Raw genomic sequence first — 25,539 nt, 5'->3', positions numbered from 1 at the left:
TTTCAATCCCATAATTGAACGGTTTCACGTTGGGCCGCCGGGGCCATGTCGGGCAACTCCACCGGATAACCATGCGGCAGAATGGCCCCCAGTTCCGACAGACCCGGATTCGCGTCATAGACTTGCTCCAGCACATCCTGTGTGCGGCCATAGTGCCGCCAGCACAGTGCGTCGAGCGTGTCGCCTTGCAACGCGTTGACCTGCATCAGATAAGGCCAATAATGCTGTGAGACTTCCCGGCAATGTTGCGAATGCTAATCCGCGCATCACGCCACAATTCATCTACCGTACTTTCAATGGCTTCCGCGCGTTTATCACCGCGCGCACTGGCGTCATAGCCGCGATAACGCTCGGCCAACAGTGCGGCCGTAATGGCACAGACTGCCCGCTGGTACTCGGCCAACTGGATGCTCTCGCCGTCCAGTTGCTCGGCCTGCACCTCGGCCAGTGTTTTAAAGCCAGCGGCCATCTGGTCACGGCGGTACTCGTACAGCTCGGCGTTAACCTCGGCGATTGCGCCTTTGATGGTAAAACGCAGGCGCTCGGCGGTGACGGTTCCCTCAAGGCGCAACAGCTCGCGCAGTTTTATCGGGTCAACCGCCGGCCAGAAAAAGGTATTTTCAATCACCGGTTCGGCCGTTTTGTCAGGCCGTGGCGCGGGGATAACAACAGTGGTCATGGCAACCTCAATATCAGAATGGGTGGGCGGTGGACGACGGCGTTAACAAGGTAAACCCTGTTGCGGCCATCGTGCCGCCCGGCTCGGGGAGCGTTCGGGTTAGCGGCTGGCGGCGTTCTTTAACTTCACGGCCAGTCGCTCAATGTCTTTTTTGACGCCACAACCGGTATGCAGTTGGAGTGCACGGTGAAGATGGGTAAGCGCTAGCTCGCCTCGGCCCATGTCTCGCAGCACATAACCGGTGATTTTGTGCAGTTTGGCACGCACCTGGTCGGGCATGTCTTCCTCTTCCATCAGCTCAATGGTTTGCAGCAGAGGCTCAATATCAATCGGCTTACCGGTGGCATAGGCGCGCGCCGCAGCGTCCGCTACTTCCTCGGCAATCAGGTAAGCGGTCGAGCGGGTAAAACGGTCAGTTGGCACTAACTGATAACGCAGGGCATAACGGGCGATATCCAGTGCGCCGGGAATATCCCCGGCATCCAGCCGCCAAATCATCACCGTCATTACAATGGCGTCCTGCGCGCCTTTCCCCTCACTCAATACACCCGATACCCACGGCAGGTAGTCCGGCAATAACTGCCGCTTCAGCTCGGCTTTACGCTCTTGTGAACGCACCTGTTTCAGCTTGCGTTTATCTTCATTGAGCTTGAGCAACATCAGCTCGTAGCCGGTGGCATGACGTAACGGGTTATCCCGTAGCTGTGAGGCGGCAATAGCCGACTGTTGGATAAAGTGGCGGCGCGCAGGACTGGACATAATTTATTTACCCTCGTCAGTAACAGCAGGGGCAGAAACAGCTTTCACCGCATCAACCAGTGCATCAGCAAGACGATCAAAGTCGGATTTGTCCGCTGCTTCGGTGTCTTCTTTTTTCGGCGGCGATAAAATCTCGATGTTCTCCACCAGACAGCCGCAGGTGTAATCCTCCACCACATAATCCTGTTTAATGGATTCGTAGTTTTCGATACGGTCACGCTTGGCGTTCTCATCGATATGACGGCGGTGCGAGTCTTCCAGCCAGTAAATGGACAGGTTATCGAGGCGGGTGATAAAGAACGCGTTAGCCGGGAAGAACGGCACACGGACAGCCGGTAAATTGCCGATACGCTTCTGGCTGATAATCAGGTCAGCGGCGAGGGTTTCGCTGTTTTCCTGCTCTTTGTTGACGATAGGAAAATATTTATCCTGCATCAACTGACGGCCAGTGATAACCACCAGTTCAGGGTCTTCCTGATGCCATTCAGCAATCATGGTATTGGTGGCATCCATCACCAGCGCATCCAAGTTGGCATAATCGCCACCATGGCCGACACGGATTTTTTCCGATACTACCGTGCCATCTTCGCCAACGACTTTACTCATCACACGGATTGGCGCATTGGTGCGGTATTTTTGCAACCAGCCCGGCGCGATATCCTGCAACAGCGGATTTAGTGCGCGGTTGGATGTCTTGGCGCGGTGGGTGCCATTGAAGCCCGCCATGATGCGGTCAAGAGCCTGCCGCTTGATAATGGCGTCGCGTAAACGGGTCTGGAAATCCTGATAACGCGCCCACAGGTCAAGGGTGTTATAGCGAATATGGAAATCGTAGTTCACCTGTTCACAGAAATACTTCTCGCTGTCCAGCGAGGCAAACTCGGCGGTTTCGCGCTCATCGCCGCCGTCAGTATCGGTGGTGCTGGCAACCGAACCATTGACACCAAGACCGACCTTTTCGGCGGTCAGCTCGGCGACTGGTACAATATTGATGCGGCTCAGAAATTCTGAGGACTCTTGCACGCGGGTCATGATGGTTTGCGTAACGGAGGGTTCAACGCTGAATTTTTTATTCAGGTCGCCGGTTTCTACTCCGTTCAGCTCGGCTTGACGGGTCAGATAGGCATTAAATTTAAAACGGGTTGCTGGGCGCATAATAATCCTGATTCAGTTAAATAAGGTGTTAATGAAATAACCAGTGGGCCGCACAGCCGGCGGCCAGTGACCCCAGTTAGCAGTCGGTCAATACATCGTTTTGATTGTTGCCGCCGGTGGATTCGGGGCGCTTGGTCTGACTAAAGTTTTCAGTGATAGAAAGTTTGGTTTCGAGGGACGTAACCCCTTGTTTTCCCTTTTCGATGCTCTGTTTCAACTCCACCACTTGGTCTGCAAATTGCTTCTCAATGGTTGTAAAGCGGGCCTCAATGGTTTCTCCCTGCTCCTGCACATGCACTGCCACGACATTCACCGCCTCATGCACATCATTAAAACGGGCGTCGTCGGTGGCCTGTTTGCGACTAAATACTGACTTCACCATGTTGAGTAAGGTGACGCCCGGTTCGGCCACGTCTTCAAACTCCAGTTGCACTTCAACTGCCGCAGAGAAAAAGTTATCCGGGTGAGATTTACGGGCGGCCAGTGGGTTGTGTTTGGCTTTGGCGCTGAATTCCAGCATTTCAGTGCCGAGGCTGGCCGGATCATCGGTCACCGCCAGCCCGACCAGATAGGCTTTACCGGTATTGGCAAAGTTCGGGCGAATTTCCATGGAGGTATAGATTTTCTGTAGGGCTTTGTTCATCTGTACCAAATCATCGGTTGGGCTGATTTGGGCGAACAACGCGCGCTTACCATTCAGGATGGAATCGTCTTCAATGGTTTCCGCTTTGAGGGCTGAAACATCGCCATAGCGGCGGAAAGGGCTGTCAGGGAAATAACTTTTTAAATGCTCCAGATTGATGCGGCAACCGTAGACGCGCGGGTCAAAGGATTCGGCCATCTGGTTAATATCGTCAGCGTCAATCACTCGCCCGTCGCAGGTATCACCCTCAACGCCGATACGAAAATACTTAGAAACTTTCTTAGCCATAAGCGGCTCCATTCAGTGTGATTATGGTTATTCGGTTCGGGGCTTAGTTTCCTGATGGATGGCGATTGCAACAACGAAAGCCAGTTGTGACGGGGCTGGCACAACAGCGAGGACGCGCAGAGGGTCGGGCTGGTCGCGTAGCCTAATGGCATGAATACGACACCGAGCACCATCATCAGCGACCCACGGCGACAGGCGGCTTTGCTTTACTGGCAGGGCTTCTCTGTGCGCCAAATCGCAGACCAGCTAGCCCTTAAATCGCCGACTGTGCAGAGCTGGAAGAAGCGCGACGGGTGGGACGCCATTGCGCCCATTTCCCGCGTGGAAACCAGCATGGAAGCGCGGTTGATTCAGCTCATCATGAAAGACGCCAAAGAGGGGCGGGACTTTAAAGAGATTGACCTGTTAGGCCGCCAGATTGAACGGCTGGCGCGGGTGAACCGCTACAGCCAGACCGGCAGCGAAGCTGATTTAAATCCGAACGTAGCGAACCGCAACAAAGGGGAGCGCAAGACCCCGGATAAAAACCTGTTCGGTGAATCCGCGATAGAAAAACTGGAGTCCATTTTTCACGAAAATATCTTTGATTATCAGCGCAACTGGTTTGAGGCCGGACTCACTCACCGCATCCGTAATATCCTGAAATCGCGCCAGATTGGTGCCACCTTCTTCTTTGCCCGCGAAGCGCTGCTGGATGCCATCACCACGGGACGTAACCAGATATTCCTGTCCGCCAGTAAGGCACAGGCGCATGTGTTCAAAAGCTACATTATCGACTTTGCCCGCATGGTTGACGTTGACCTGAAAGGCGACCCGATGGTGTTACCGAATGGGGCGCGCCTGTTCTTCCTCGGCACTAACGTGCGCACCGCGCAGAGCTACACCGGCAATCTCTATCTTGACGAATATTTCTGGATACCCAAGTTTCAGGAACTGCGCAAAGTCGCCAGCGGCATGTCATTACATAAAAAATGGCGTACCACCTATTTCTCCACGCCGTCGAGTCTGGCGCACAGCGCCTATCCGTTCTGGTCTGGTGAGCTGTTCAATAAGGGCCGCCGCAATAAATCCGACCATATCCAACTGGATCTCAGCCATAGCCATTTAGCCCGTGGTGCGCTGTGTGATGATGGTCAGTGGCGGCAGATTGTCACGGTTGAAGATGCACTGGCGGGCGGTTGTAACCTGTTTGACCTTAACCAGCTCTCACTGGAATACGGCCCGTCAGAATATCAAAACCTGTTGATGTGCGAATTTGTCGATGACCAGGCATCGGTGTTCCCGTTTGCCGAGTTGCAGGCTTGCATGGTTGACAGTCTGGAAGAGTGGGAGGACTACAACCCCTATTCGTTGCGGCCGTTTGGGCATCGCCCGGTGTGGATTGGTTACGACCCGTCAGAGGCCAACGGCGGCGACAGTGCCGGGTGTGCAGTAATTGCGCCGCCAATGGTGCCGGGCGGCAAGTTCCGCGTACTGGAACGCCACCAGTGGAAAGGGATGGATTTTGAGGCGCAGGCCAAGCATATCGAAGAGCTGACGCATAAATATTGCGTGGAATACATCGGTATTGATGCGACTACCGTCGGCCAAGGTGTTTTTCAGTTGGTGCGCCAGTTCTTCCCGGCCGCAAGGGAAATCAAATACACCCCTGAAATCAAAACCGCCATGGTGCTGAAAGCCAAACACACCATCAATAACGGCCGTCTGGAGTATGACACCGGCCACACCGATATCACCCAGTCATTTATGGCCATTCGCAAAACCATGACCGCCAGCGGCAAGAGTTCGACTTATGTTGCCAGCCGCAGCGAAGAAGCCAGCCACGCCGATGTGGCGTGGGCGATTATGCACGCCCTGTTAAATGAACCCCTTACCGCGACATATGGCGGTCACAGCCCTAATTTCTTGGAGTTTTACGGATGAAATCAATGACTTTTACTGCGGGTCAAGTTGACGGCCTGCGCGAACATTTCGAAAACGCGGCCTTTGATTATCAGAAAACATGGTATCGCGTTGGGCTGACCGGCACAGACCGCAGCCTCACCAAATCGCGCCAGATTGGGGCCGACTGGCTGTTCGCTTTTGAAGCGTTGCTGGATGCCATCACCACTGGCCGCAATCAGCATTTTGTAACCTGCACCAGACCAAGCGCCCTGAATACTCGCGCCTATATTGCCGAGTTTTGCCGGGTCGTTGGGGTGAACGTGAACCCATCCTCGCCGAGTAACATGCTGCTAGATAATGGCGCACTTATCGCCTTTCACGGTGAAAACAGTCACGCCGCTGCTCATGCCGGGAATGTGTACCTGGGTGAATATGCATGGGCTAAAAACCCACGTTCAATACTGCTCATGGCTAAGGGGATGGCAATGCACAAAAATCATCGTTTAACACTCTATACCACGCCCTCCCGCTCACATACCGCGTTCAAGATTTGGAACGGCTCACTGCGCCGTCCACAAAAATTCGTACCAGTGATACACACCGATAACGGCGTTTTTTGTGCTGATGGCGTATTTCGTCAATCGGTTACGGCTGATGATGCCATTCAGCAAGGCGGCACATTATGGGAAAAGGATTGGGATAAAGATTGGCTGAAAAAACACATGACGGCGAATGATTTCAAGCTCTTATATTTGTGCGACTGGTCACAAGCGGCAAACAATGTAGAGGTAGTGAAATGAGTAAGCGCAAAAGCCGCAAGGCATTAAGCCGCCCGGTAACCAATCACACCGCCAGCCAACAGCAGCCGGTGGAGGCGTTCACCTTTGGCGAACCCTCCGCCGTGCTCGATAAGCGGGAAATACTGGATTACATCGAATGCACCGGAAACGGAAAATGGTATGACCCGCCTATCAGCTTTGACGGGCTGGCGCGCAGCTTTCGGGCGGCGGTGCATCACAGCTCACCGCTGTATGTGAAGCGCAATATTCTGGCGAGTACCTTTATTCCACATTCGATGCTCAGTCAGCAATCATTTAGCCGCTATGCACTGGATTATCTGGTGTTTGGCAATGCGTTTTTAGAGGTTCGCCGTAACCAACTGGGCGCACCACTGCGCCTTGACCCCAGCCCGGCCAAGTACACACGCCGGGGACTGGACAAAGATTGCTATTGGTTTGTGCAGAACTGGAAAGATGAACACCAGTTTGCCGCCGGTAGCGTTTTCCACCTGATAGAACCGGATATCAATCAGGAACTTTACGGGCTGCCGGAATATCTCAGTGGCTTAAATTCTGCCTGGCTCAATGAAGCGGCCACACTGTTCCGCCGCAAGTATTACCAGAACGGCGCACACGCGGGATACATCCTGTATATGACTGATGCGGCCCAAAGCAGCAGCGATATTGAGGCGATGCGAAAAGCGATGCGCGACACCAAAGGGTTAGGCAATTTCCGCAATCTGTTTATGTACGCGCCCAACGGTAAAAAAGACGGTATCCAGATTTTACCGTTGAGCGAAGTCGCCACCAAAGATGACTTTTTTAATATCAAGAATGCTACCCGTGACGACCTGCTCAGTGTGCACCGGGTGCCACCGCAGATGATGGGGATTATTCCCAACAATACCGGCGGATTCGGTGACGTGGCGAAAGCCTCACAAGTGTTTGTCCGTAACGAGTTAACGCCGTTGCAAGAACGATTGAAAGAGGTGAATGACTGGATAGGGGAAGAGGTGATCCGGTTCAAGCCATATGAACTGATAAGCGAGGATTAATATGGGATGCAAAGCGCCAACACCACCGCCATACCAACCCGGCGACACAGTGAAAAGGCCTGCGCCACCGCCGCAGCCGCCAAAGAAATGCGAGTGTTCAGGCTGCTATCGTCGGCGAATGGGATTAGGTGGATATCAGCCACATAGCTGTGGTGTGGATATTGCGGTTTCAAATAGTTAACTGATAGTTTTGAATATCATAGCCGCCGAACCGGGCGGCTTTTTCACGCCTGAAAAGTAGCAATTCCGACACCTCACGCCATACGCCACCAGACGCCCGTCACGCCCTCGTACCCCACACACGCATTGACTCCCAACGTAACCGAACGCAGCACCACGGCCTGCCCAAGATCGATAAATAAGGGTATCAAAACCCTTTGCGCGCAATGCTATCCCCGCCACGCCTGCGCGCTTTGCAGGTCGCTTTTCATGCACTTGCATGAGGTATCGAGAACCGCGCCGGGACTGGGGCTAGCTGGGAATTTCTGGCTCAGGTTCATCATGCAAAATCATGCACTATATGCATGCAGTGCTAAAAGTCAGCGTAAAGAATGTAAACCAGACTCCCCTGCCCCGTCTAAATAGATATTTTTAGCTGCCATTGCTAATTCAGCAATCCACGCCAACGCCACTTCACGATCTCTATTTTTCATCTCGTCACCGGCTGACATTCTAGCTATGAGGTCTATCCGTTCAAGCAAAACTAGCCCATCTAAATCCATCACCTAACAATCTCCCAGCACTTACGCATACTGTGTTTATATACAGCATACTATGCACTTTTTAAGAAAACTTCTATATAAATATATGGTTTTACTTGAGTAATGCGCATTCCGGCCCAAACCGGCCATTGATTCCGATGTAATCCGATCGCATTTTCCGATTTAATTCGACCGCTAATTCCGATTTGTTCCGGCCAAATTTGGCCATCCGTCGGAACCCACGTTAAAACTATTTTGGGGTTGTAAGCTGGAACCGTTCGAAGAGTTGCCGCCGAGATTTTATCTGTCCGTAAAAGGGTGGCTTATCGGACAGGCCGATACCATATAAAAATAGGCTGAGAGCCTACATTCACCGTATCATTTGAGTGGTTCCGGTTTAATTCTCAATAATGCTCCCCTATCTATCTTGGTTTCTCATTCTTGGTGACTCATAACAATCACAGAGTGGAAAGCCTTGCCAGCAGTGGTATCACCAACTATTCATCTGTTCTCTGTAAACGGCCTCACAAAATTTTGGCGGGTTCCGGCTTACAACCCCAAATTGGTTACTGTAACTGTTTTGAATTACGTAAAATATGGGTTGTATTTTGAATACTCTCATTTGTATACATAGAGAGGTAGTCTGCGTTATCGGGGAACAGAGAGCCCATGGCGTAGCAGATTATTACTATTTTCATCCATAATGAAAGGACAATACTATGACAGATAACCGATATACACTAACTGTGAACCACAACACACTTAAAACGATGTCCCGAAGCATGGACTCTGTTTTTTTTGACAATGCAGTTAATTTTGTAAATTCATTATCTGAAAGGGATTTAGAAGAATTCTCAACGTATCTAAGTTACTCAGAGATGGCATTCATTAAATTAAATAGCTGTGCATCAGCAAATGAGGACGCAAAAAAATTGGTAGAAAAACTTCATGCCAAGATAACAATATTATCTTTTCCTGTCTTAGATTTTTATAAAGGATACAACATCACTCAAGAAAATACATATACCAATACTGCCACAACAGCCGTTCCCATTTTCACGGTGCTGGTAACTAGCTTAATTTTGTTTTTAAAACATTTAAATGCAACTTCAACTTCAACTTCAACTTCAACTTCAACTTTTGATTATAACGCACTTGATTTTGGCTGGAAAGCAGCTATTGCTATTCTCGTGTTGATATGGATGCTTACTGGCTACTACAGTTTAACACCTTTGTATAATCATAATGAAAAACATTTAAAATTTCTTGTCGAGATAGTTAAACTAAGAAAAAATGGCATAAAATACTTTGATGATATAAATAAAAAACATGTATCAAACAATGATGGACTATTAAATCGATTACACAATTATAAACGTCAAGAAAAAATCAAACTATTATTGAGTATATTTCAATCAGCATTAATGGTAGGAGGCGAGTCTGCCAGTTATAAAAATGCTGTTACTTATAAATTAAATAGGAAGTGTGCTTTTACTTTCGGTGGTATTGATTATACTTATGAAATAGCCGAGGCATGGGAGGAGTTATTGATAGAGGACGATAGATATATATCACCCTCAGATCGGAAACCTGCAGAACTACAAGTGATATCGGCCTTAGCTCTGAACAGAAATACCCCCCCATAGTATGAGGCCAAAGTCACACACATACTCCAACTCAACCCCAGCACAAAAAACTGCATAGTTCCCCCGACAGTCAATCGCAGAAGCCCGTCCGTGTGTAGGGTTTCCGCCATATACACCGTCTGTTTAGTCTTATTAATCAATGGGAACATAAATGTAGTTAAGTCGAAGAATTATCAGTGTATTCCGTAGATATTGATGAATTTGAAGATACCCAGTTCGGCCAACTGCTCTCTTAGCCGCTGGTTATCTTGCCGAATCAGCAGCGCGATATATTCCGGTAAATCGTAAGCTGGCCGGAACAGACGCCGGGCGGCCATGCCCTCGGTCAGCATGGCGTATTCTTCTGGCTCCAGTCTAGCGCGAATTTCATTGATACCGGCAGATTTATCACGCTGGCGCTGTGCCTGTTTGCGGGTAGTGGCGGCGGTTTTAGTCATGGTCTTCCTCACAGGTAAATTAATCATCGAATTCCGGCCAGTCGGACAGTGCCGGGTAATGGATCACCGCATCACCAACAGCCATTTTTGCCCCACGGGCTAACGATTCCAGCTCCCAACGTTGGGCGCTGATATCTTTCAGCAGTAAATCATTGCGGATTTGGGGGATGCGCTGGCGTTCTTCGCGGGTCAAACGTGCTGACGGGGCAATAAGCCGGCCTTTGGTGGGGTTAAAACTACGTTGTACCTTGCTAATCGTTGGCTGTTTCTCTTTAACGCGGGCCACAATCGCCCTCACGGCGGCAGTGTCCGACCAGTCAATAACGGCGTCCGGTGGGTATTCCATCGCTATCACAGGCGTTTTAGCCTGCCCGTTGGGGTCATTTGGCGCTTGGGTGTTTCCACCTAACCCACAGTTATTGACAGGACTCCGAGGCGCGCCAGAGGCGCTTTTCAACGTCAAAAGCTCAAGGTCAACGGCACCCGAAACGATGCGCCATTGGGTTGTGCGGGTTTCATGAATATGGTCAGCGCCCAAATGAGGCGCGTAGATACCGACGACTTTCTGCACTTCCTCATCGTAGGCGTTGAGTTCATCGGCGATACGCTTGGCTACACGCACAGTCTGATTGCCGCAATTGGTGCCCCCCTGCGCAGCGATGTAGGCAGCAAAATCACCCTCATCAGCAGCATGGCGCACAGCTTCCACCGTTTCGTCAAACGACTCGGCCAGACTGATAAAACGGATACGGCGACACTCGCGATAGGCTCCCATGGAGGGAATACCCATTGGGCGAAACTGAGGGATGCGCCACGTTGCCGCCCACGCTGTAACCGCCGCAGCGGAATCGGTTAGCAGCTCACCGGTTTCATGGTCGCGTTCACCCTCAAGTGCATAGCCGTCGATATTCTTGGCAATGTATTTAGCGATGTAACCAGCGGCCCCGCCTTTGTTCAGGTGCTTGCACTCAAAACGGTATTTAGCAGCCCCGCGCTCGTCACTGTCTTCTTTCAGTGCATAACGGCGCATGATGTCGATAATCTGTTGGCGCTGGCGACGTTCACAAAACAGCATCATGTGCCAGTGCGGCGTGCCGTCGTGGTGCGGCTCAACCACCCGCATCCCGTAGACGCTCAACTTATTGTCTTTAAAGGCGGTGCGCATTTTGCTCCAAATATTGCAGAGGTAGCGCTGACCGTCTTTGGGGGAATAGGCTTCATCGTCCCACTTATGGTTAAGCTGGACTTTCTCGTTATCCCCTTTACCGATAACGCGGGTCGGGTGATATTTTGACGGGGTGGTGACGGTCAGGAACATACCGACGTGCTTCTGTGAAGCTGCATATTTTTCGATACCGGCTATGGTGCTCATTAACTCCATACGGCGAATTTCTGGATTAGAAATACTCGCCATCACCTTATCAATCAGGTCGATGCGCTCACCGGTTTCAATGTTTTCTAACTGGCAGCTTTTGAGGTATTCCAAATTAGACTGACGACGCGCGAACACTTCACGGATTGCCTGCTTACTGGCATAAGAAGAGGCCGACATATCCCGGCTGACATTACCGACAGCAATCAATAACGCTTCCCGCCAGCGGGTACGCTGTGCTTTGAGTTTGCGCTCCCACCATTCAGGATCAACTAGCCGTGACAGGCTGGCGATAGCCGAGGTGATATCTAACCGGTCTTTCAGGTATTTGCGCCAGTGCATCGGGATGATATTAAAAGCGCGCGCCATTCTGGCAAGATCGCCGAATATCCGTACCTGTGTATCGGCCTGCAATAAAACGGCCCTGTCACCCTGATTAGCCTTAATGCATTCATCACAATGATGGTTGTACGCCACCATTAGCTCATCACCGATTTTGCGGGCAAAGCGGCGCAGCTCTTTATCATGCATACCCGCTAAGCTGGCATAGGTTGGGGCATCAGTGGAAAAGCTCATTGATGCACTGAGGCGCATAACATTTTTGCTATTGACCACCTGAATACGCGGCCAGATACGCTGGTCAAAGACAAACACCAGCCATTTATTAGCATCGTTTAGCCCTTTATTGGCTAACAGGTATTGATAGCGAGAAATGAACTGGCTACGCAGGAAATGCGGCAGGTTATGGATATTGGCTAAAACGGCTTGCCCCTGAATCAGTTGTTCACGGGTAAGCGGTCTTTGAATGCCGGGCAAGGTTTGGCGCGGTTTGCTGCCGGGATAGGCATAAGTAGGAACAGCAGCGCCGCTGCCCGGATAAGGCAACGGCGGAGTTGGGGTAATGCGGCCACGGATTGAATCTGTCATTTGGCTGAAAAGGCTTCTTGGCACAGTTTACCGATGCGACCAATTTCATTCCCAAGTGATGCAAAACTATTAATCTGCGCTTCACCTATATTGCGCTTTATTAATCCCTCAACTAGTTGGGCAATAGTTGGATAATAAGCAATTGGCTCTAAACGTACCTGCCCCTCACTTTTACCTTTTTGGCTTACTTTTACTTCATTAAGAATAAATTGCAGACTGTCAGAAGTAACAACGTGTTTTTCACCGATTTTAATATTCATAATAAACTCTTTATTTAGGTAATAAGTTAGGAGAGTGAAAATCTTTAAATCCTTTCTCACATAATTCAGCAAGGCGCTTGGTTTCCTCGACCAGTGCCGGAATAGAATTAATGCCTGAACGATAAATACGATGATGAATTAAATCACTTACCAAACTAACTCTTGTCGGATAATGAGCAATTACGGCTAACACCCTTTCATTTTCTTTGGTGAATTTAATCTCGTTAAGCACGAGGTTTGGAATGCGATTTAGAGTTCGGGTTGGCTCAAGCAACGTAATTGCGTAACGAGCATCAATAATGATTTCATCAATCATCAATGTTGCGCCTGCGCTTGGTTAAGAATTCCCTCGGCTATTTGATTAAGCAGCTCCGCCGCCCCTACGCCGTTCAATTCTCGGTTTAGGATTTGATTAGCAATCTCATCCAAACGAAATGAAACCAGCGCGGCCTGATTCTTTCTTTCATCCATGCGCGCTTCATTGAGCATTAGCTCCATTGATTCAACTGACGTCATTGTGATTGTGCTCTCACTGCCCGGCTTTGCGGGGTCTACGAAAACCCATATATTTTGTGCTGGATGAGTGTTATTCAAAATGGGACATCTCCATCAAAAGAATAAATATTGATAGAGTCGATACCACCAAATGAAAGCATGACAAAATTAGGCGCAGCAAAATCACATAGAGTAATATCTGTAACTTCTACTATAACTTTACGCCCGGTATATACATCGTGTTTAAAATCCCACTCAGCCAAAAGTAAATAATCACCAATAGAGTAATATCGGTCATTTTTCCGTAACTCAGCTTTTTTTCTCCCCTCAATTACAGCTTGATAATACTCAGGTAGAATTTCTAATTGATGAATTACAGGTGACGACAGAGATTCTTGTGTCGCACTTCGATATGTTTTATCTGTACGCACTTCTTGCATACATAAAGAATTAATCTTATTTATAGCTTTGATTGCTTTTTCTGTTGTATCCCCAGTTGGGTCATCTACACAGATACGCAGCGCAACCTCAGTATTCATAACTGTAGAAATCAATTCTTTCCATTGCGCTTCGAATGAAGAATCGCGAATAATTAGTTCTTTAATGCGACCATTCAACTCCGCCACTTTCTCTTTCAATTTGGATTCACTGGCACAAAGACGCTCATATTGTGAAATCGTTGGTAAGAAGAAAACCCCTGCAACAGCCTTATCCAAGCTATCAAATATTTCACTTGCTACTTCTTCAAACATGACATTTTTTTCGAACAATGAAGTTATGATATCAATGGCACGGCCAATATCTCTAATAATGTCACACGACTTTGGTTTATCTTTATTGGTCATTTCACTAATCCTTATTATAGACAATAGAAAACCCGGCGAGTAAAACGCCATATATTGCGGTTGGTGGTTAATTAATAATATTCAGAGTGCAATCATCATTACTGATAAATGGTGGTAACGAACGAGTGAACTCAATCAAGTAATTTAACGCTTTAATAACAGACTCTCTTTCTGCCGGTGTTAACTCTGAAAACTGCATATTCACATGACGATTTTTTAAACCAGCATGAAAACAAATTGTTTTACGCAAATGTGCAGGCGATTTATCAAAAGCCTCTTGAGCAACATTTTTTCTATGGCGTAAATATTTTTCTTTAAATTCAGTAATTGCGGCGATGCCCGTCATTCTTAATTTTTCAGATTCCGCTAATTGCAGCATATATCCCCCAATCAACACCCAAGCAGACGGCGTAATATTGGCGTCTTCTTTGCAGAGGACAATTCTTGTAAAAGCGCCTTTTGATTACTTCCCGGCTTCCAGCGCTGGCCGTTCTTCAACTCCAGCACACCGTTACCGAAATGGCGCAGGTTTACCGGGCTTTGCTGTTTCAACAATGGGGCAATAGAAATAATCATAAAGACACCTCAACTCAAACCAGCGACAGCACTCAAGCCGCTAATAACATCAACGGTTGAAGCTAACGCGGGGGTTGACTGAATGCGCGCCTGCACTGTCAGGCCAATTAGTGACAGGTGGCGAATCGCAGTATTAACGCTATCCAGCAGAGCAGATTTGCTGAATGCTGTTTTATGGTTGCCTTGTACCGCAGCGGCAGCAATAGAACCCACGGCGGCAGTAGCATGTAACGCATACGTCGGGATATTCCCGGTGCAGGCTTCATTGACTGGCACAGATGGCATGCAATTGATTTGTGATAGCAGACCGTCTAATAACGTTGGGTCTTCGGTCAGGTCGGTGATGCGTAACAGCTCGTCTACGGTCAAACGGTGCGGCTGGTCAGGATTCAATTTGTTACGCAGAACTTGCGCCGCTATTCCTGCGTTTGCTGCTAGCTCGACTAAGTTGTGTTTTAACGCAAACTGGCGGCAGGCGTTATCAAAGTGCGGATGTTTGGACACTGAAAAATCAAACATGGTTTACTTCCTCACATATGCCGACAATTAGTTGGCAAATTTGAATATCGAACATTACTGGTTTGCCGCTTCTTTAGTGAGAGCGATCATATTTACGAGAACCTTTTCCATTTTGCGAACTTTCTGGCGGATAGGTAGACGACCATCTTTCACCATGCCACGGCAGGTTTCATAAGGGATTCCGCTCAATTTTGAGAACTCAGTAAGTGACAAATAGGGCGACGTAACTGTTATTGCAAGGTTCTGATTCATAGGGCATCCTGTTTGATGGTGGTTAATATAGGTATTGGTGGGTATTTGCCATCAATTCACGAATTAAACTATGCATATGCGAGTATGTAAAGAGGTTTTTGCGAGCGTGGATGATAAAAAACTAAGCGGTGGTATTGCAGCAGTAGAAAGAATGATGCAAGCCTATGGTTTTAAAGTACAAAGAGAATTAGCAATTTATCTTGGTACAGGAACGGGAACTGTGAGCACTTGGATCAAGCGTGGCTATTTTCCGGGTAAAGAGATTGTGCTCTGTGCTTTAGAAACGGGTGTTTCATTGCATTGGCTTGCAACTGGTGAGGGGGAACCTCGGGAACCGGTTAAATTTGCTGCACACGAAACCGCAAAGTCTATTACTCATAAAAGCCTTGAAGATGGCTTGCTGATAGATGCATCCCCTGTATTACTGGATTCAGAATTACTGCCTGTCCAGATTATTGAGCCTGAATTAATTTCGTCCCCCAATGAAAAACGCTATTTTCTGGTCGAACGCCAATTTAAAAATGTTGCTGACGGTCTTTGGCTGATTGAAAAAGCAGGTGTGACCTCAATTAGCAATATTGCTCGTTTACCGGGTGATGTATGGCGAATCAATGATGTAAATTGGCCGGTTAGTGAAGTTAATATACTGGCGAAAGTTGTCGGTGAAATTACTGGCTATTAATAGTCGGTACTAAAGAGACATCGGCGCACTAATGGAATAATAATCTAATGAAATTATTAGCTAGTGTTGTAATCGGTATTTTTCTTTTATCTTTACCAACGATCACTATGGCTAGAAATTACCCCTGTTCTGGCAAAAAGGGCGGGGTATCCCATTGTGAAAATGAGAAATTTGTTTGCAATGATGGCTCTATCAGTAAATCAAAGAAAACCTGTACACGTTAGTTTTTAATCAGATGTTTGTCGTGTTGCATATCAAACATTGACTACTGTTTTTATATACAGTAAATAAGCCCAAGGGATTATACTTGAGGACTTATTTATGGCAGTACGGAAGTTACCCAACGGGAAGTGGGTTTGTGATTTTTACTCAGATGGCCGTGACAGTAAGCGGGTTAGGAAAACCTTTGTTACTCGCGGCGAGGCATTGCGCTTTGAACGTGAGCAATTAGCGCAACGTGGTGATCTGGATATTGACTACACACCGGCAGAGACTGCCGCGCAGAGGTTAAAAACATTGGTCGGTCAGTGGTATGAACTCCACGGGCGCTCTTTGAGTGACGGCAAAGCTAGATTAGATAAACTCAATATCCTGTGTGATAACTTGGGCGATCCTGCTGTTGCCGATTTTGACCGGGAAGTGTTCGCCAAGTACCGCAAGCAGCGTTTAGCCGGTGAGTTTAGCCGTAAGTCAAAACACGGAATCGTTAAACCACCAAAAGAGGCAACGGTCAACCGCGAACATGCTTATCTGCGAGCTGTCTTTAATGAGTTGAAAAGGCTAGGGCATTGGAATCACGCTAATCCGCTGGATGGTGTCAGGTTATTTCGTGAAAGTGAAAACGAGTTAACTTTCCTTTATGAGGACGATATTAAACGTCTGCTGTATGAGTGTGACAATTCCAGCAATAAAGATCTCGGTATCATCGTTCGTATCTGTCTGGCTACCGGTGCGCGCTGGAGTGAAGCGGAGCAACTAAGACAAGCTCAGGTGATGCCAAATAAAATTACCTATATCAACACCAAGAGTAAAAAGAACCGTACAGTCCCTATTTCTGCGGAACTGCATAAACTAATTCCAAAGATGAAAGGGCGCTTATTCGCCAATGCCTATGACGCATTCGGCCAAGCCATTGACCGGGCTAAACTGGTACTACCTACCGGCCAGTTAACCCACGTTCTACGCCATACTTTCGCCAGTCATTTTATGATGAACGGTGGCAACATATTAGTACTGCAACAAATCCTCGGGCACTCCACTATCCAAATGACCATGCGCTACAGCCACTTTGCACCGGATCATTTAGAAGCGGCAGTGAGTTTGAATCCATATGATCGATTAAATACATTCGAAAAGGTTTAGTAATGAGAAAAAGATTACAAGTATTTGTATCCTCTACTTTCAATGACTTAAAGAATGAACGGCAAGCAGCAGTTTCTGCAATTTTGAAAATAGGTCATATACCGGCAGGTATGGAGTTATTCACTGCTGGTGACCGTAGTCAATGGGAAACAATAAAGAATTGGATAGATGAGTCTGATGTATACATGCTTATATTAGGTGGACGATATGGGTCAATAGAATCAGAGTCAGGGCTCAGTTATACAGAGTTAGAATATAATTATGCGTTAGAAACTAATAAACCGTTATTTTCCGTTGTCATCAATGATCATGCTTTAGAAAGCAATGTCAAAGATTTTGGTAGTGAAGTTTTAGAGATGAATAACCCTAAAGAATGGAAATCATTCAGAGAAAAAGTGCTGTCTAATATGTCATCATTTTATGATGACACTAAAGATATAAAATTGTGTGTTTTAGAAAGTTTGCCAGAAATAGCTAGATCTCGTGACTTATCTGGATGGATTTCGGGAAGTGAGGTTCCTGATACAAAAGTCCTTGTTGATGAGATAAGCCGACTTTCACAGGAGAATTTTGGTCTTAAAGCTGATTGCGATAAACTTAAACTACAGATAGATAAGTTTAGAAATGATAAAAACGACAAGGATATAGATAATAAGGAATTACACAAAATACTGTCTAATATAGAGTTAAAAATCCCATCTGGATTATGGAGCTTAACAGAAGATAAGGAAATAAATTTATTGAGTTTATTTGTAACCCTTAAAGATGAGTTGATCAATGGAGTCACTAATCAAGCGGGTATTACTAAAGAGGATGGGTTTGTTTTTTATTCTATATGCCCAGCACTACAAATTCATGGCTTAGTTTTGAATGAAAAGGTTCCTTCTGTTAGATACAGAAGATATGCAACAACACCCAAAGGGTTATCTTTCTTGGCATATGTGGAAAAAATGAAAGCATTGAAAAGTAAAGACTAGCGTTTATTGAGTGACTACCATCCCCACAACAACCCAAACTAACCCGCCATCGTGTTTGGTAACTTACTGATTTTACGTAAGTGATTGATTTGCAGATTGTCCTAAGAGTTTTTAAAATCCCTCGGCTTATGGCTGTGCGGGTTCAAGTCCCGCCCCGGGCACCATGGAAAATTTTCTAAGTAAAACAAAGTAGTATGAGTATGTCGTTAACCGCCGTGAGGCGGTTTTTTTGTGCCCGAAATCACATTCCTAAGATGTTCCTAACATCATTTCCTAACATGATTTTGGTAGTCTGAATAAAAACTCACTTTTTTTGACCACCTACCACCGGCACAATTTCTGTTTTCCTGTCATATCTTGCTGTTTGAGCCGTATTCTTATGCCCTGAAATAGCTTGCTTCTCTTCGAGCGTTCCCTCTAAGTCCGATATTCCCTTTGCCTTTAAATCATGAAATGTGAAATCAAAATCCAATTCGGGAAATTTTTTTGCGGCCAATAATTTTGCATTGCGCCATCGACTATTGAAACCATCTCTTGTGTAACCATGCCCTGACTTTTGATGTAGTACATAAATACTGCTCACACCCGGGGCGATTTTTATTTCATTGGCAATCTTGATGGCTTGCTGTAATCTTTCCGTCCATGCCTTGATCTGTTTCTTGCGGGTTTTCCCTTGCTGTATAAATACGCCACTATCCATTAGCTGTGACTTTTTCAAAGCGAGTATGTCCGCTTGCCGAGCGCAACAAAGATAGGCAAGTTCCATTGCAGCTTTAACAATGGGCGGTGAAACATTGTAGAGCGCGTTATATTCAGCATCGGTGATGTACCGTTCCCAGCGCATCACCGCGCCATACACCGCAGCCATCATTCTGAGACGCAGAGCGGGATTTTGCGGCTGGTCGATCAGGGCGGATAACAACGAGCCATAATCACGGCGCATTACTCGCGTACCTTGCGGTGTGGTCAGAATGTCACTGATTGATTGGCGAATATGGTCAATATCGTCGATCTGCAAACCGGTGTTGCGGTTCATACCGCTATACAGTGTGATTTTGACTGATGCGGTACAGGTGATATTGGGGGCGGTGACAGTGACTGACTCACTGGCCTCAATCACTGCGGTGGCTATTCCGGTTATAGCTAAATGGCTGCTTTCAGGCTCATACTCAAAACGCGCACCATCGGGAAAGGTGATCACCATGCCATCCGCCGATTGTGACGGCGCAGGATTGGCATCCGAAAAGATGGCGGGCAGCACAAAACCTGTGGTGAGTTCACCGCCGATACTCAGTACCATCACTTGTTCACCCTTGGACGGCGCAGACCAAAAACGCACCCGACCGGCGCGTAGCGTTAACCAATTGAGCCAATCGGTTTCAAGATTGCCTATCTTGACCTGGCACAATCCGTTAGCAAGATCGACGTCGGAGACGATGCCAATGCGGATAATGTTAGCCAACAGGCGTTTAAGACCAGCAATAAGGATATTCATGCAGTCAGTCTGCAGCTTACGGGCGCGTGTGGCATCTGATGGGTTTTGTGTGAGGGATGGTACAAAAGAGAAAACAGGAGGTGTAGGGGATAAGAATGGAATGACTGTTTATTGCATGAATTTTTCAAAGGATAACTGTAAAACAGTCACCGTATTGATTATATTTTAGATATATTTATTAGGCATTATTTTGCATGATACAAAAAACACAATCACAATTGTTACTAATGTCAGTTTATCAAAGTGATTAGGAAAGAATTCTAAATAGAAAGCTGCGAGTAAAACGATAACAATAAATGGGAGCGTCAAAAACAATATGTTATATAATACTGTTTTCATTACTTTCCCATGCCGTTAAGTATATCCACAAGTTCGTTAAAGCTTAAATTAGAGTTCGAGTGTATTTTGTCCATCGCTTTAGAAATAACCGGATCTATATATACGTAAAGCATTTCTATATTATTGATTCGTAGCAAATTATAGTATCCGGGCTCAATGACTTGTAGCTTCCTGGCCGCGATGGCGGACTTTTGAACTTTTCCATATAAATCAGCGGCATTAATTAAAAACAAACCTTTTTTGTTTATTTCTGCCCGTACAATATTGGATACAGAGAATGACTCCGCAACTGTTTTAGCTATAGAGTAAGCCATGGCTTTTTTAGTGGTTATTGAAACTGAGAGATTAGCAGCTAAATGGGTTGACTGATAAGCGGAGCTCCACATATTTTCACGCAGTGTGTACCTATCAAGAACATATTCGACATAAAGCTTTATCATGTCAAAGATAACATCAGATCTTCTGTATATCTCTGATATTTCTTTTATTATTCTTGCATCCTCAGTTTTTATTTCCTGACATTCACTCGCATATTTTTCAAAGAAACAAGATGTATACCAACTGGTTTTTTCTGCTCCACTGTATACACTCTCGATTGTTTCTTTGGCAGAACTCATCGTTTCTTTTATCCCACGATCTAGTGAGAGTGATAACATCCTGTCCGCATTTAATTGTTCTTTTAAATAAAGAGAAGCATTCATTAACTAGCACTCCATTGATTGTCAATAATCGTGTACTATACGTTATAATTATGGATTTTAAATACTACAATGGAGTTGTATGATGCGACTGGCTAAATTTGGGACTTTTCTTACTTTATTTGTTATCTTGACCTTTCTTATTCCAGAGGTTCTGGTGTTGGTATTGTCAAGCGATCAGTTTGGCAATGCGATAAGTTATTTTAACTTTCTTAATACGAATATCCTGATAGCGCTCTATTATGAAATGGCTATTCTTGCTCTTTTTCTTTCATATCTAATGACAAAAGTGATTTTTCATTTAATAAGAAAAAAATAAATTATTTATATGAAGTAATTAGTTAGCGATGTTTTTCAACTCCAATTCCCTATGCATTCATTATCGCCATCCGTAAAGCCTAACCACTGGCGGCGCAGGTACTTAATAGTTGGCTCGTTGCAGCTGACTTTATCGCGCAAGCCGTAGCAGATATCACATTGACGTCTGAGATGATGCCAATACGGATAATGTTAGCCAGCAGACGTTTAAGGCCAGCGATAAGGATATTCATGCGGTCAGTGTGCCGCCTACAGGCGCGTGGGGTATGTGATGGGTTTTGTATGAGTGATGGCACAAGGAAAATCAGACTAAAACATAAATGCTAATATCGCTTGCATTGATTCATTTATTGGGGGTACATTAATTATATGGACATATGTTACGACCCAACCAAAAACGAAAAAAATATTGCTGAACGTAAACTGTCCTTTGAGATGGCGCGTGATTTTGAAGTTGCTACCGCGCTAATTGTTGAGGATCTACGTAAGGAATATCCAGAGCGGCGCTTTCAGGCACTGGGCTACATTGAAGAGCGGTTACATATGTTGGTATTCACACCACGTAACGGCAAGGTGCATGTTATCAGCTTGCGTAAGGCCAATTCCCGTGAGGTAAAGCGATATGAACAAAAAAATCAATAAAGTCACCATAACCGATAACCCTGAGTGGGGCGAGGCAGAGTTTGCCCGCGCACGTCCAGCCGCCGAGGTATTTACTGAGTTGTTTGGGAAAGAGGGCGCGGAAAAGGTGATAAAAACCCGTGGACGTCCAAAACTGGCAAATCCGAAAGAGCCAGTTAAGTTACGGATTGATCACGATGTGGTGGACGCCTATCGGGCGCAGGGTGACGGGTGGCAAACTAAGATGAATGAAGCGTTACGCGATTATGCTAAAACACATGGAATGCTGTGATGTAGTATTATTTAGCTAGCCACTCCAATGCTAGATCCCCAATCCATTCACTGTCGCCGTCAGTAAAGCCCAATAACTGGCGGCGTTCGTATTTTACAGTTGGCCCGTTGCGGCTAACTTTATCCCGCAAGCCGTAGTGATGCACTCGCGCCAGATTATTGACCTTACCGCTAAAGGTGACGGCGGCCTCATCGGCGTTGGATTCGTTTTTGATATAACGGGCGGTGCGCAGCTTAGTAAACATCTTGCGCTTGATACGGCCTTGTTTATCACGGCGTTTCTTCTTGCGCGGTACAAAGGGGGAGCCGTCCGGGTTCTGTTGTGCCTGAATGTGCTTTTGCTGGCGCTGGCGTAGCTGTTTAGCTACCTGACGCATAAACGCGCCGCGCGCCTGTGGGGATAATTGCGCCAGTAAGATGGATAAAGTTTGGTCTAACTCATGCAGGTCATTCATGCGACCCATTCCGTCACGGTTTTACCGTCGATACCGATTTTATAACTCTTGATAAAATGCTCCGGTGGCGCCGGCTCTGCCATATGAGTCACGGTTAACGTTCCGTCTTGCTCTTCAACAATGGTTCGCTCGGTGAGTTTAATGTCGAAGCTGATATCGCAAACCTTATTATCCAGATAGTCGGCCTCAAAGGTGAAACCCTCCTGACGTTTGTCGGGGTTTGCCATAATATCTGGCTGATGAGTGCGCAACCAATGCAAGATTGGGACAATGACCAGATCCATATCGCTGGCGTAATCGGTCACCACCAGATTTAAGGTGTATTGATATTCAAAAGAGAGTGATGGGGCCAGCGTGGCAATAATCGCCCCTTTATCAATAAAGACATGCAAGCAGTCTGGGTTTTGCTTGATGTACGGCACCGCTTTTAAAATAGCGCTACGCAGCGAATCAGGCTTTAACATCGGCGGCTCCTAGTTGGCAAAGGTACACCGTATCAACCTGCGCCGCGCAAGCGTGTAACGCTGCTTCCAACTGGTCAATGTCGTCGTTTAGGTCACCGTTAGTTTGCGGTTCCGCTGCCGGAAATGGGCAAGGCGCCACTCGCGGACAGCCATTGACGGTAATCTGCGGCCCCGGTAAAGGCAGGTCGCTAGCGCAGCCGGATAATATCATCAGGCAGGGGAGTATCAGCCCAGCGGCGTAAGGTTTCATTTTCACGGTATAACCTCTTGATTTGGCTATTGCGCTGCGCCAACAACTGATCCGTACTGGCAACCTGTTGGCGCAATTGTGCCTGTGCCTGATTATTGGCATTGGCGGTCAGTGCCAGCGCGAGAACGTTGTCGCCGTCCTGACGTAGGGCATAGCCGACAAACTTAAGCAGGCGGGCGCAAACCATATCCGGCATGTCCTGACCCGCTAAAATCTGTTGGGCGCGTAGCAGTTGGGCGGTATCCAGTGGTTGCTGTGCGGGTACCGTCCTGCCAGTAAATGGACAAGTTATCCAGACGAGTGATAAAGACGGCATTCGGCGGGAAAGAGGGCGCACGTACTGCTGGCAAGCCACCAACCCTTTTTTGACTGATAATTAAATCAGCGGCCAGTGCTCGCTGTTGGGTTGTTCTTGATTGACAATGGGAAAATATTTATCCGCTAACAGCTGGCGGCCAACAATCGCCACCAGTTCGGTATCCTCCTGGAACCATGGCTCAATCAATTCATCAGTAGCTGCCATTACCAAAGCATCCAGATTATGGAAATCACCGCCTTTGCCTACCCGAATTTTTGCTGAAATGACGGCACCTTTCTCATCAACCACTTTATTCATCACCTGACTCGGCGCATCATCGCGGATACCTTGCAACCAGCCACGGTTTACGCAAGGCGCTGAAAGAATCCAAAGGGCCGGGTAATTTCCGCAATCTGTTTATGTATGCTCCAGCCGGTAAAAAAGACGGGATACAAGTGATCCCACTGGCAGAAGTGGCGGCGAAAGATGAGTTCACCAGCATTAAGTATGTCACCCACGACGACCAGCTCGCGATGCAACGGATACCACCGCAACTGATGGGTATTTTACCGAATAACACCGGTGGTTTCGGTGATGTGGAGAAAGCCGCAAGGGTATTCGCCATTAACGAACTGGCACCCTTGCAGGAGCGGCTGATGGAAATTAATGATTGGCGAGTGTTCGCAGTCCTGTTCGTTAGCGGACGATATATACACTGCTTATATCTGGTTGTAAGGGCAGGGACTCTGCCCGTGCTGAAAATGACAGCAGTCGCTGCACGTGTATTGAGTTACGTGAAATATGACTTGCATTTTGAAGGCTCTCGTTCGTAAGAATAGTACGGTAATCTGCGCTAGTTGGGAACCACGGAACTCGTGGCGTAGCAGATTACTCTTGTTTTTATCCATACTGAATAATGAAAGGACAACATTATGGCGGATAGCAACCTAACACTCACTACGAACCACAGTTTACTTAAGCTTATATCCCGAGATACAGATATTACTTTTTTTAACAATGTGGTTAATTTTATAAATGGATTAGATATAAGACATTTGGACGTTTTTGTAGGTACTTTAAACTCTTCAGTTCGGACATTCAGAGTATTACAGGAATATGCTGGGGGAAATGCTGACGCACAGAAAATTTTGGATAATATGTATAGCGGGATTATCTCTCACTTATTTGAACCAAGAGGAAGTGCTAGATATAAATATTATATTTACGATCCAATGACATGTGTTATTTCTTTCCTTTCGCATAATCTTCGGAAATGTTTGCCAAGTCAGATGTCAAATGTATTGTTCTATTTTTGCGGTGATATCTATCAAACATACACTAGAATTAATGAAAATACGCTTTTAAATACTTTCCCACAAGCGGTATCTATTGGTTCGGGTTTGGCATCTAGTTTCCTTTCAACTATAGTATATAATTATAATAGAGATTATTCCGCGCCCGTAACCACTATCACTACTAGTAACACCACCTTCATAATTGATAGTTCTTTTAAAGCAAGCGCAGCCGTTTGGTTCATCATGTCAGCATTGAGTAATACTGCAAAATCTCATTATACTTATAACGAAAGTCGCCTAAAGATGCTTGGTGATATAGCCTCATTAAGGCAGGGTGGTATAAAATTCTTTAATGATGTAAATGAAAAATATACATCAAAAGATGATGTTCTATTGGACTTAATAAATCATCATGAAGATTATAAAGGTCATAAGGAATATTTAAGTCGCATACTTAATTCAACATTATATGTCCCCGACAATGCAGGTACTTATCAGTTAGATATGGATAACGCTTTTTATTTTGGTGGTACTGAATATTCTGATGAGCAAGCCAATAAATGGGAAGCTCTATTGATAAGGGCTGCGACTCATATAGTCCCCGCAGCCCGGAACCAAACAAAATCGCAGATCCCCAGACCAGTAGTCATACCACAAAATGTAAACCCTCACAGGCCTAGGGCAACGACACTGGGAGCCCGACCTGCCTGGAGATAATTCTG

At 46.6% G+C, this 25,539-nt stretch carries 33 protein-coding genes and 3 pseudogenes; 12 read left to right on the top strand and 24 right to left on the bottom strand.

Features of this window, described 5'->3' with window-relative positions; all coding sequences use genetic code 11:
* Positions 1-2: 2 nt before the first annotated feature.
* The 5 genes from AACW11_RS09055 to AACW11_RS09035 form a co-directional block, all read right to left on the bottom strand.
* Positions 3-206 carry a tail protein X gene (locus tag AACW11_RS09055; protein WP_049634775.1) on the bottom strand — a complete coding sequence of 68 codons (204 nt, stop codon included), beginning with the start codon at positions 204-206 and terminating at the stop codon, positions 3-5.
* On the bottom strand, positions 206-679 hold the full coding sequence (locus AACW11_RS09050; protein ID WP_212586533.1) for a head completion/stabilization protein: 474 nt from the start codon (positions 677-679) through the stop codon (positions 206-208). The genes AACW11_RS09055 and AACW11_RS09050 overlap by 1 nt, the downstream gene beginning before the upstream one ends.
* A gap of 99 nt (positions 680-778) precedes the next feature.
* Positions 779-1,438: a phage terminase small subunit gene (locus AACW11_RS09045; protein WP_145519406.1), complete on the bottom strand. Its 660-nt coding sequence runs from the start codon at positions 1,436-1,438 to the stop codon at positions 779-781.
* 3 nt (positions 1,439-1,441) lie between these two features.
* A complete protein-coding gene (locus tag AACW11_RS09040) occupies positions 1,442-2,593 on the bottom strand; it encodes a phage major capsid protein, P2 family (RefSeq protein WP_050143011.1) in 1,152 nt (383 codons plus the stop codon).
* A 76-nt stretch (positions 2,594-2,669) separates the two neighbouring features.
* The gene (locus AACW11_RS09035) at positions 2,670-3,524 is read right to left on the bottom strand and encodes a GPO family capsid scaffolding protein (RefSeq protein WP_212586532.1); all 855 of its coding nucleotides are present in this window, start codon (positions 3,522-3,524) and stop codon (positions 2,670-2,672) included.
* Between the two features lie 150 nt (positions 3,525-3,674).
* Between AACW11_RS09035 and AACW11_RS09030 the strand changes: the two genes are divergently transcribed.
* The 3 genes from AACW11_RS09030 to AACW11_RS09020 are packed head-to-tail and all read left to right on the top strand — an operon-like array spanning position 3,675 to position 7,242.
* Positions 3,675-5,447: a terminase ATPase subunit family protein gene (locus AACW11_RS09030; protein ID WP_212586531.1), complete on the top strand. Its 1,773-nt coding sequence runs from the start codon at positions 3,675-3,677 to the stop codon at positions 5,445-5,447.
* Entirely contained in the window at positions 5,444-6,208 is a 765-nt protein-coding gene (locus AACW11_RS09025; protein WP_212586530.1) for a terminase large subunit domain-containing protein, read from the top strand. The genes AACW11_RS09030 and AACW11_RS09025 overlap by 4 nt, the downstream gene beginning before the upstream one ends.
* Positions 6,205-7,242, top strand: a complete 1,038-nt coding sequence (locus tag AACW11_RS09020; RefSeq protein ID WP_212586529.1) for a phage portal protein — start codon at positions 6,205-6,207, stop codon at positions 7,240-7,242. Before AACW11_RS09025 ends, AACW11_RS09020 begins: the two co-directional genes overlap by 4 nt.
* Here AACW11_RS09020 and AACW11_RS09015 read toward each other — a convergent pair.
* Positions 7,239-7,415, bottom strand: a complete 177-nt coding sequence (locus tag AACW11_RS09015; protein ID WP_186370467.1) for a hypothetical protein — start codon at positions 7,413-7,415, stop codon at positions 7,239-7,241. The two genes, AACW11_RS09020 and AACW11_RS09015, sit on opposite strands and share 4 nt — an antisense overlap.
* Before the next feature lie 366 nt (positions 7,416-7,781).
* Entirely contained in the window at positions 7,782-7,964 is a 183-nt protein-coding gene (locus AACW11_RS09010) for a hypothetical protein (protein ID WP_138775954.1), read from the bottom strand.
* A 698-nt stretch (positions 7,965-8,662) separates the two neighbouring features.
* On the opposite strand from AACW11_RS09010, the gene AACW11_RS09005 reads away from it, so the two are divergent.
* Positions 8,663-9,589 (top strand): hypothetical protein, encoded by a 927-nt coding sequence (locus tag AACW11_RS09005; protein WP_212586528.1) that lies wholly within the window; start codon positions 8,663-8,665, stop codon positions 9,587-9,589.
* A 209-nt stretch (positions 9,590-9,798) separates the two neighbouring features.
* Here the strand turns inward: AACW11_RS09005 and AACW11_RS09000 are convergent.
* From AACW11_RS09000 to AACW11_RS08955, 10 genes and pseudogenes are all read right to left on the bottom strand, one after another.
* A pseudogene (locus tag AACW11_RS09000) lies at positions 9,799-10,026 on the bottom strand (hypothetical protein); the annotation flags it as partial.
* 19 nt (positions 10,027-10,045) lie between these two features.
* The gene (locus AACW11_RS08995) at positions 10,046-12,325 is read right to left on the bottom strand and encodes a replication endonuclease (RefSeq protein WP_212586527.1); all 2,280 of its coding nucleotides are present in this window, start codon (positions 12,323-12,325) and stop codon (positions 10,046-10,048) included.
* Complete coding sequence (locus tag AACW11_RS08990) at positions 12,322-12,585, bottom strand: DUF5405 family protein (protein ID WP_212586526.1); 264 nt, start codon at positions 12,583-12,585, stop codon at positions 12,322-12,324. The genes AACW11_RS08995 and AACW11_RS08990 overlap by 4 nt, the downstream gene beginning before the upstream one ends.
* Positions 12,586-12,595: 10 nt before the next feature.
* Complete coding sequence (locus AACW11_RS08985) at positions 12,596-12,901, bottom strand: DUF5405 family protein (protein ID WP_050537567.1); 306 nt, start codon at positions 12,899-12,901, stop codon at positions 12,596-12,598.
* Entirely contained in the window at positions 12,901-13,179 is a 279-nt protein-coding gene (locus AACW11_RS08980) for a DUF2732 family protein (protein ID WP_212586525.1), read from the bottom strand. The genes AACW11_RS08985 and AACW11_RS08980 overlap by 1 nt, the downstream gene beginning before the upstream one ends.
* Positions 13,176-13,925: a DUF3850 domain-containing protein gene (locus AACW11_RS08975; RefSeq protein ID WP_249192919.1), complete on the bottom strand. Its 750-nt coding sequence runs from the start codon at positions 13,923-13,925 to the stop codon at positions 13,176-13,178. Before AACW11_RS08975 ends, AACW11_RS08980 begins: the two co-directional genes overlap by 4 nt.
* Before the next feature lie 67 nt (positions 13,926-13,992).
* Positions 13,993-14,304, bottom strand: a complete 312-nt coding sequence (locus AACW11_RS08970) for a hypothetical protein (protein WP_061111901.1) — start codon at positions 14,302-14,304, stop codon at positions 13,993-13,995.
* 11 nt (positions 14,305-14,315) lie between these two features.
* Complete coding sequence (locus tag AACW11_RS08965; protein WP_212586524.1) at positions 14,316-14,501, bottom strand: phage filamentation protein Fil family protein; 186 nt, start codon at positions 14,499-14,501, stop codon at positions 14,316-14,318.
* A 9-nt stretch (positions 14,502-14,510) separates the two neighbouring features.
* Positions 14,511-15,020: a phage regulatory CII family protein gene (locus tag AACW11_RS08960; RefSeq protein ID WP_014609006.1), complete on the bottom strand. Its 510-nt coding sequence runs from the start codon at positions 15,018-15,020 to the stop codon at positions 14,511-14,513.
* A gap of 54 nt (positions 15,021-15,074) precedes the next feature.
* Positions 15,075-15,272: a hypothetical protein gene (locus AACW11_RS08955; protein ID WP_014609005.1), complete on the bottom strand. Its 198-nt coding sequence runs from the start codon at positions 15,270-15,272 to the stop codon at positions 15,075-15,077.
* Positions 15,273-15,342: 70 nt separating this feature from the next.
* Between AACW11_RS08955 and AACW11_RS08950 the strand changes: the two genes are divergently transcribed.
* From AACW11_RS08950 to AACW11_RS08940, 4 genes are all read left to right on the top strand, one after another.
* A complete protein-coding gene (locus AACW11_RS08950) occupies positions 15,343-15,954 on the top strand; it encodes a phage repressor protein CI (protein ID WP_050537570.1) in 612 nt (203 codons plus the stop codon).
* 47 nt (positions 15,955-16,001) lie between these two features.
* On the top strand, positions 16,002-16,178 hold the full coding sequence (locus tag AACW11_RS20830) for a YdcA family protein (protein ID WP_445285809.1): 177 nt from the start codon (positions 16,002-16,004) through the stop codon (positions 16,176-16,178).
* Between the two features lie 97 nt (positions 16,179-16,275).
* Complete coding sequence (locus tag AACW11_RS08945; RefSeq protein ID WP_212586523.1) at positions 16,276-17,316, top strand: phage integrase; 1,041 nt, start codon at positions 16,276-16,278, stop codon at positions 17,314-17,316.
* Between the two features lie 2 nt (positions 17,317-17,318).
* On the top strand, positions 17,319-18,293 hold the full coding sequence (locus AACW11_RS08940; RefSeq protein ID WP_145538518.1) for a DUF4062 domain-containing protein: 975 nt from the start codon (positions 17,319-17,321) through the stop codon (positions 18,291-18,293).
* 304 nt (positions 18,294-18,597) lie between these two features.
* On the opposite strand, the gene AACW11_RS08935 is transcribed toward AACW11_RS08940, so the two are convergent.
* Complete coding sequence (locus AACW11_RS08935; RefSeq protein WP_249192918.1) at positions 18,598-19,788, bottom strand: phage baseplate assembly protein V; 1,191 nt, start codon at positions 19,786-19,788, stop codon at positions 18,598-18,600.
* Between the two features lie 338 nt (positions 19,789-20,126).
* A complete protein-coding gene (locus tag AACW11_RS08930; RefSeq protein WP_212586522.1) occupies positions 20,127-20,828 on the bottom strand; it encodes a hypothetical protein in 702 nt (233 codons plus the stop codon).
* Between the two features lie 684 nt (positions 20,829-21,512).
* Here AACW11_RS08930 and AACW11_RS08920 point away from each other — a divergent pair.
* A complete protein-coding gene (locus AACW11_RS08920; protein WP_212586521.1) occupies positions 21,513-21,785 on the top strand; it encodes a BrnT family toxin in 273 nt (90 codons plus the stop codon).
* A complete protein-coding gene (locus AACW11_RS08915; RefSeq protein ID WP_212586520.1) occupies positions 21,766-22,056 on the top strand; it encodes a BrnA antitoxin family protein in 291 nt (96 codons plus the stop codon). The genes AACW11_RS08920 and AACW11_RS08915 overlap by 20 nt, the downstream gene beginning before the upstream one ends.
* Before the next feature lie 7 nt (positions 22,057-22,063).
* Here AACW11_RS08915 and AACW11_RS08910 read toward each other — a convergent pair whose 3' ends face one another.
* The 5 genes and pseudogenes from AACW11_RS08910 to AACW11_RS08890 form a co-directional block, all read right to left on the bottom strand.
* Complete coding sequence (locus AACW11_RS08910; protein WP_212586519.1) at positions 22,064-22,510, bottom strand: phage virion morphogenesis protein; 447 nt, start codon at positions 22,508-22,510, stop codon at positions 22,064-22,066.
* Positions 22,507-22,974: a phage tail protein gene (locus AACW11_RS08905; protein ID WP_212586518.1), complete on the bottom strand. Its 468-nt coding sequence runs from the start codon at positions 22,972-22,974 to the stop codon at positions 22,507-22,509. Before AACW11_RS08905 ends, AACW11_RS08910 begins: the two co-directional genes overlap by 4 nt.
* Positions 22,961-23,185: an Rz1-like lysis system protein LysC gene (lysC, locus tag AACW11_RS08900; protein WP_445285810.1), complete on the bottom strand. Its 225-nt coding sequence runs from the start codon at positions 23,183-23,185 to the stop codon at positions 22,961-22,963. The genes AACW11_RS08905 and lysC overlap by 14 nt, the downstream gene beginning before the upstream one ends.
* Complete coding sequence (locus tag AACW11_RS20825; protein WP_445285808.1) at positions 23,163-23,420, bottom strand: hypothetical protein; 258 nt, start codon at positions 23,418-23,420, stop codon at positions 23,163-23,165. The genes lysC and AACW11_RS20825 overlap by 23 nt, the downstream gene beginning before the upstream one ends.
* Positions 23,389-23,840: pseudogene (locus AACW11_RS08890) on the bottom strand (P2 family phage major capsid protein). The gene AACW11_RS20825 and the pseudogene AACW11_RS08890 overlap by 32 nt, the downstream one beginning before the upstream one ends.
* A gap of 44 nt (positions 23,841-23,884) precedes the next feature.
* Here AACW11_RS08890 and AACW11_RS08885 point away from each other — a divergent pair.
* Positions 23,885-24,196 (top strand): annotated as a pseudogene (locus tag AACW11_RS08885) (phage portal protein); the annotation flags it as partial.
* Positions 24,197-24,454: 258 nt separating this feature from the next.
* Positions 24,455-25,534: a hypothetical protein gene (locus AACW11_RS08880; protein ID WP_212586517.1), complete on the top strand. Its 1,080-nt coding sequence runs from the start codon at positions 24,455-24,457 to the stop codon at positions 25,532-25,534.
* Positions 25,535-25,539 lie beyond the last annotated feature (5 nt).

It is taken from the genome of Yersinia sp. Marseille-Q3913 (assembly GCF_963892745.1).
Classification (GTDB): Bacteria; Pseudomonadota; Gammaproteobacteria; order Enterobacterales; family Enterobacteriaceae; genus Yersinia; species Yersinia bercovieri.
The sequence above is the reverse complement of the archived record's forward strand: the minus strand, read 5'-3'. Positions and strand labels throughout refer to the sequence as shown.

Bases quoted from the DNA above. Each gene is read 5' to 3' on its own strand.
- AACW11_RS09055 (WP_049634775.1), bottom strand. From the start codon at position 206: ATGCAGGTCAACGCGTTGCAAGGCGACACGCTCGACGCACTGTGCTGG.
- AACW11_RS09050 (WP_212586533.1), bottom strand. From the start codon at position 679: ATGACCACTGTTGTTATCCCCGCGCCACGGCCTGACAAAACGGCCGAA.
- AACW11_RS09045 (WP_145519406.1), bottom strand. From the start codon at position 1,438: ATGTCCAGTCCTGCGCGCCGCCACTTTATCCAACAGTCGGCTATTGCC.
- AACW11_RS09040 (WP_050143011.1), bottom strand. From the start codon at position 2,593: ATGCGCCCAGCAACCCGTTTTAAATTTAATGCCTATCTGACCCGTCAA.
- AACW11_RS09035 (WP_212586532.1), bottom strand. From the start codon at position 3,524: ATGGCTAAGAAAGTTTCTAAGTATTTTCGTATCGGCGTTGAGGGTGAT.
- AACW11_RS09030 (WP_212586531.1), top strand. From the start codon at position 3,675: ATGAATACGACACCGAGCACCATCATCAGCGACCCACGGCGACAGGCG.
- AACW11_RS09025 (WP_212586530.1), top strand. From the start codon at position 5,444: ATGAAATCAATGACTTTTACTGCGGGTCAAGTTGACGGCCTGCGCGAA.
- AACW11_RS09020 (WP_212586529.1), top strand. From the start codon at position 6,205: ATGAGTAAGCGCAAAAGCCGCAAGGCATTAAGCCGCCCGGTAACCAAT.
- AACW11_RS09010 (WP_138775954.1), bottom strand. From the start codon at position 7,964: ATGGATTTAGATGGGCTAGTTTTGCTTGAACGGATAGACCTCATAGCT.
- AACW11_RS09005 (WP_212586528.1), top strand. From the start codon at position 8,663: ATGACAGATAACCGATATACACTAACTGTGAACCACAACACACTTAAA.
- AACW11_RS08995 (WP_212586527.1), bottom strand. From the start codon at position 12,325: ATGACAGATTCAATCCGTGGCCGCATTACCCCAACTCCGCCGTTGCCT.
- AACW11_RS08990 (WP_212586526.1), bottom strand. From the start codon at position 12,585: ATGAATATTAAAATCGGTGAAAAACACGTTGTTACTTCTGACAGTCTG.
- AACW11_RS08985 (WP_050537567.1), bottom strand. From the start codon at position 12,901: ATGATTGATGAAATCATTATTGATGCTCGTTACGCAATTACGTTGCTT.
- AACW11_RS08975 (WP_249192919.1), bottom strand. From the start codon at position 13,925: ATGACCAATAAAGATAAACCAAAGTCGTGTGACATTATTAGAGATATT.
- AACW11_RS08970 (WP_061111901.1), bottom strand. From the start codon at position 14,304: ATGCTGCAATTAGCGGAATCTGAAAAATTAAGAATGACGGGCATCGCC.
- AACW11_RS08965 (WP_212586524.1), bottom strand. From the start codon at position 14,501: ATGATTATTTCTATTGCCCCATTGTTGAAACAGCAAAGCCCGGTAAAC.
- AACW11_RS08960 (WP_014609006.1), bottom strand. From the start codon at position 15,020: ATGTTTGATTTTTCAGTGTCCAAACATCCGCACTTTGATAACGCCTGC.
- AACW11_RS08955 (WP_014609005.1), bottom strand. From the start codon at position 15,272: ATGAATCAGAACCTTGCAATAACAGTTACGTCGCCCTATTTGTCACTT.
- AACW11_RS08950 (WP_050537570.1), top strand. From the start codon at position 15,343: ATGCATATGCGAGTATGTAAAGAGGTTTTTGCGAGCGTGGATGATAAA.
- AACW11_RS20830 (WP_445285809.1), top strand. From the start codon at position 16,002: ATGAAATTATTAGCTAGTGTTGTAATCGGTATTTTTCTTTTATCTTTA.
- AACW11_RS08945 (WP_212586523.1), top strand. From the start codon at position 16,276: ATGGCAGTACGGAAGTTACCCAACGGGAAGTGGGTTTGTGATTTTTAC.
- AACW11_RS08940 (WP_145538518.1), top strand. From the start codon at position 17,319: ATGAGAAAAAGATTACAAGTATTTGTATCCTCTACTTTCAATGACTTA.
- AACW11_RS08935 (WP_249192918.1), bottom strand. From the start codon at position 19,788: ATGAATATCCTTATTGCTGGTCTTAAACGCCTGTTGGCTAACATTATC.
- AACW11_RS08930 (WP_212586522.1), bottom strand. From the start codon at position 20,828: ATGAATGCTTCTCTTTATTTAAAAGAACAATTAAATGCGGACAGGATG.
- AACW11_RS08920 (WP_212586521.1), top strand. From the start codon at position 21,513: ATGGACATATGTTACGACCCAACCAAAAACGAAAAAAATATTGCTGAA.
- AACW11_RS08915 (WP_212586520.1), top strand. From the start codon at position 21,766: ATGAACAAAAAAATCAATAAAGTCACCATAACCGATAACCCTGAGTGG.
- AACW11_RS08910 (WP_212586519.1), bottom strand. From the start codon at position 22,510: ATGAATGACCTGCATGAGTTAGACCAAACTTTATCCATCTTACTGGCG.
- AACW11_RS08905 (WP_212586518.1), bottom strand. From the start codon at position 22,974: ATGTTAAAGCCTGATTCGCTGCGTAGCGCTATTTTAAAAGCGGTGCCG.
- lysC (WP_445285810.1), bottom strand. From the start codon at position 23,185: ATGATATTATCCGGCTGCGCTAGCGACCTGCCTTTACCGGGGCCGCAG.
- AACW11_RS20825 (WP_445285808.1), bottom strand. From the start codon at position 23,420: ATGCCGGATATGGTTTGCGCCCGCCTGCTTAAGTTTGTCGGCTATGCC.
- AACW11_RS08880 (WP_212586517.1), top strand. From the start codon at position 24,455: ATGGCGGATAGCAACCTAACACTCACTACGAACCACAGTTTACTTAAG.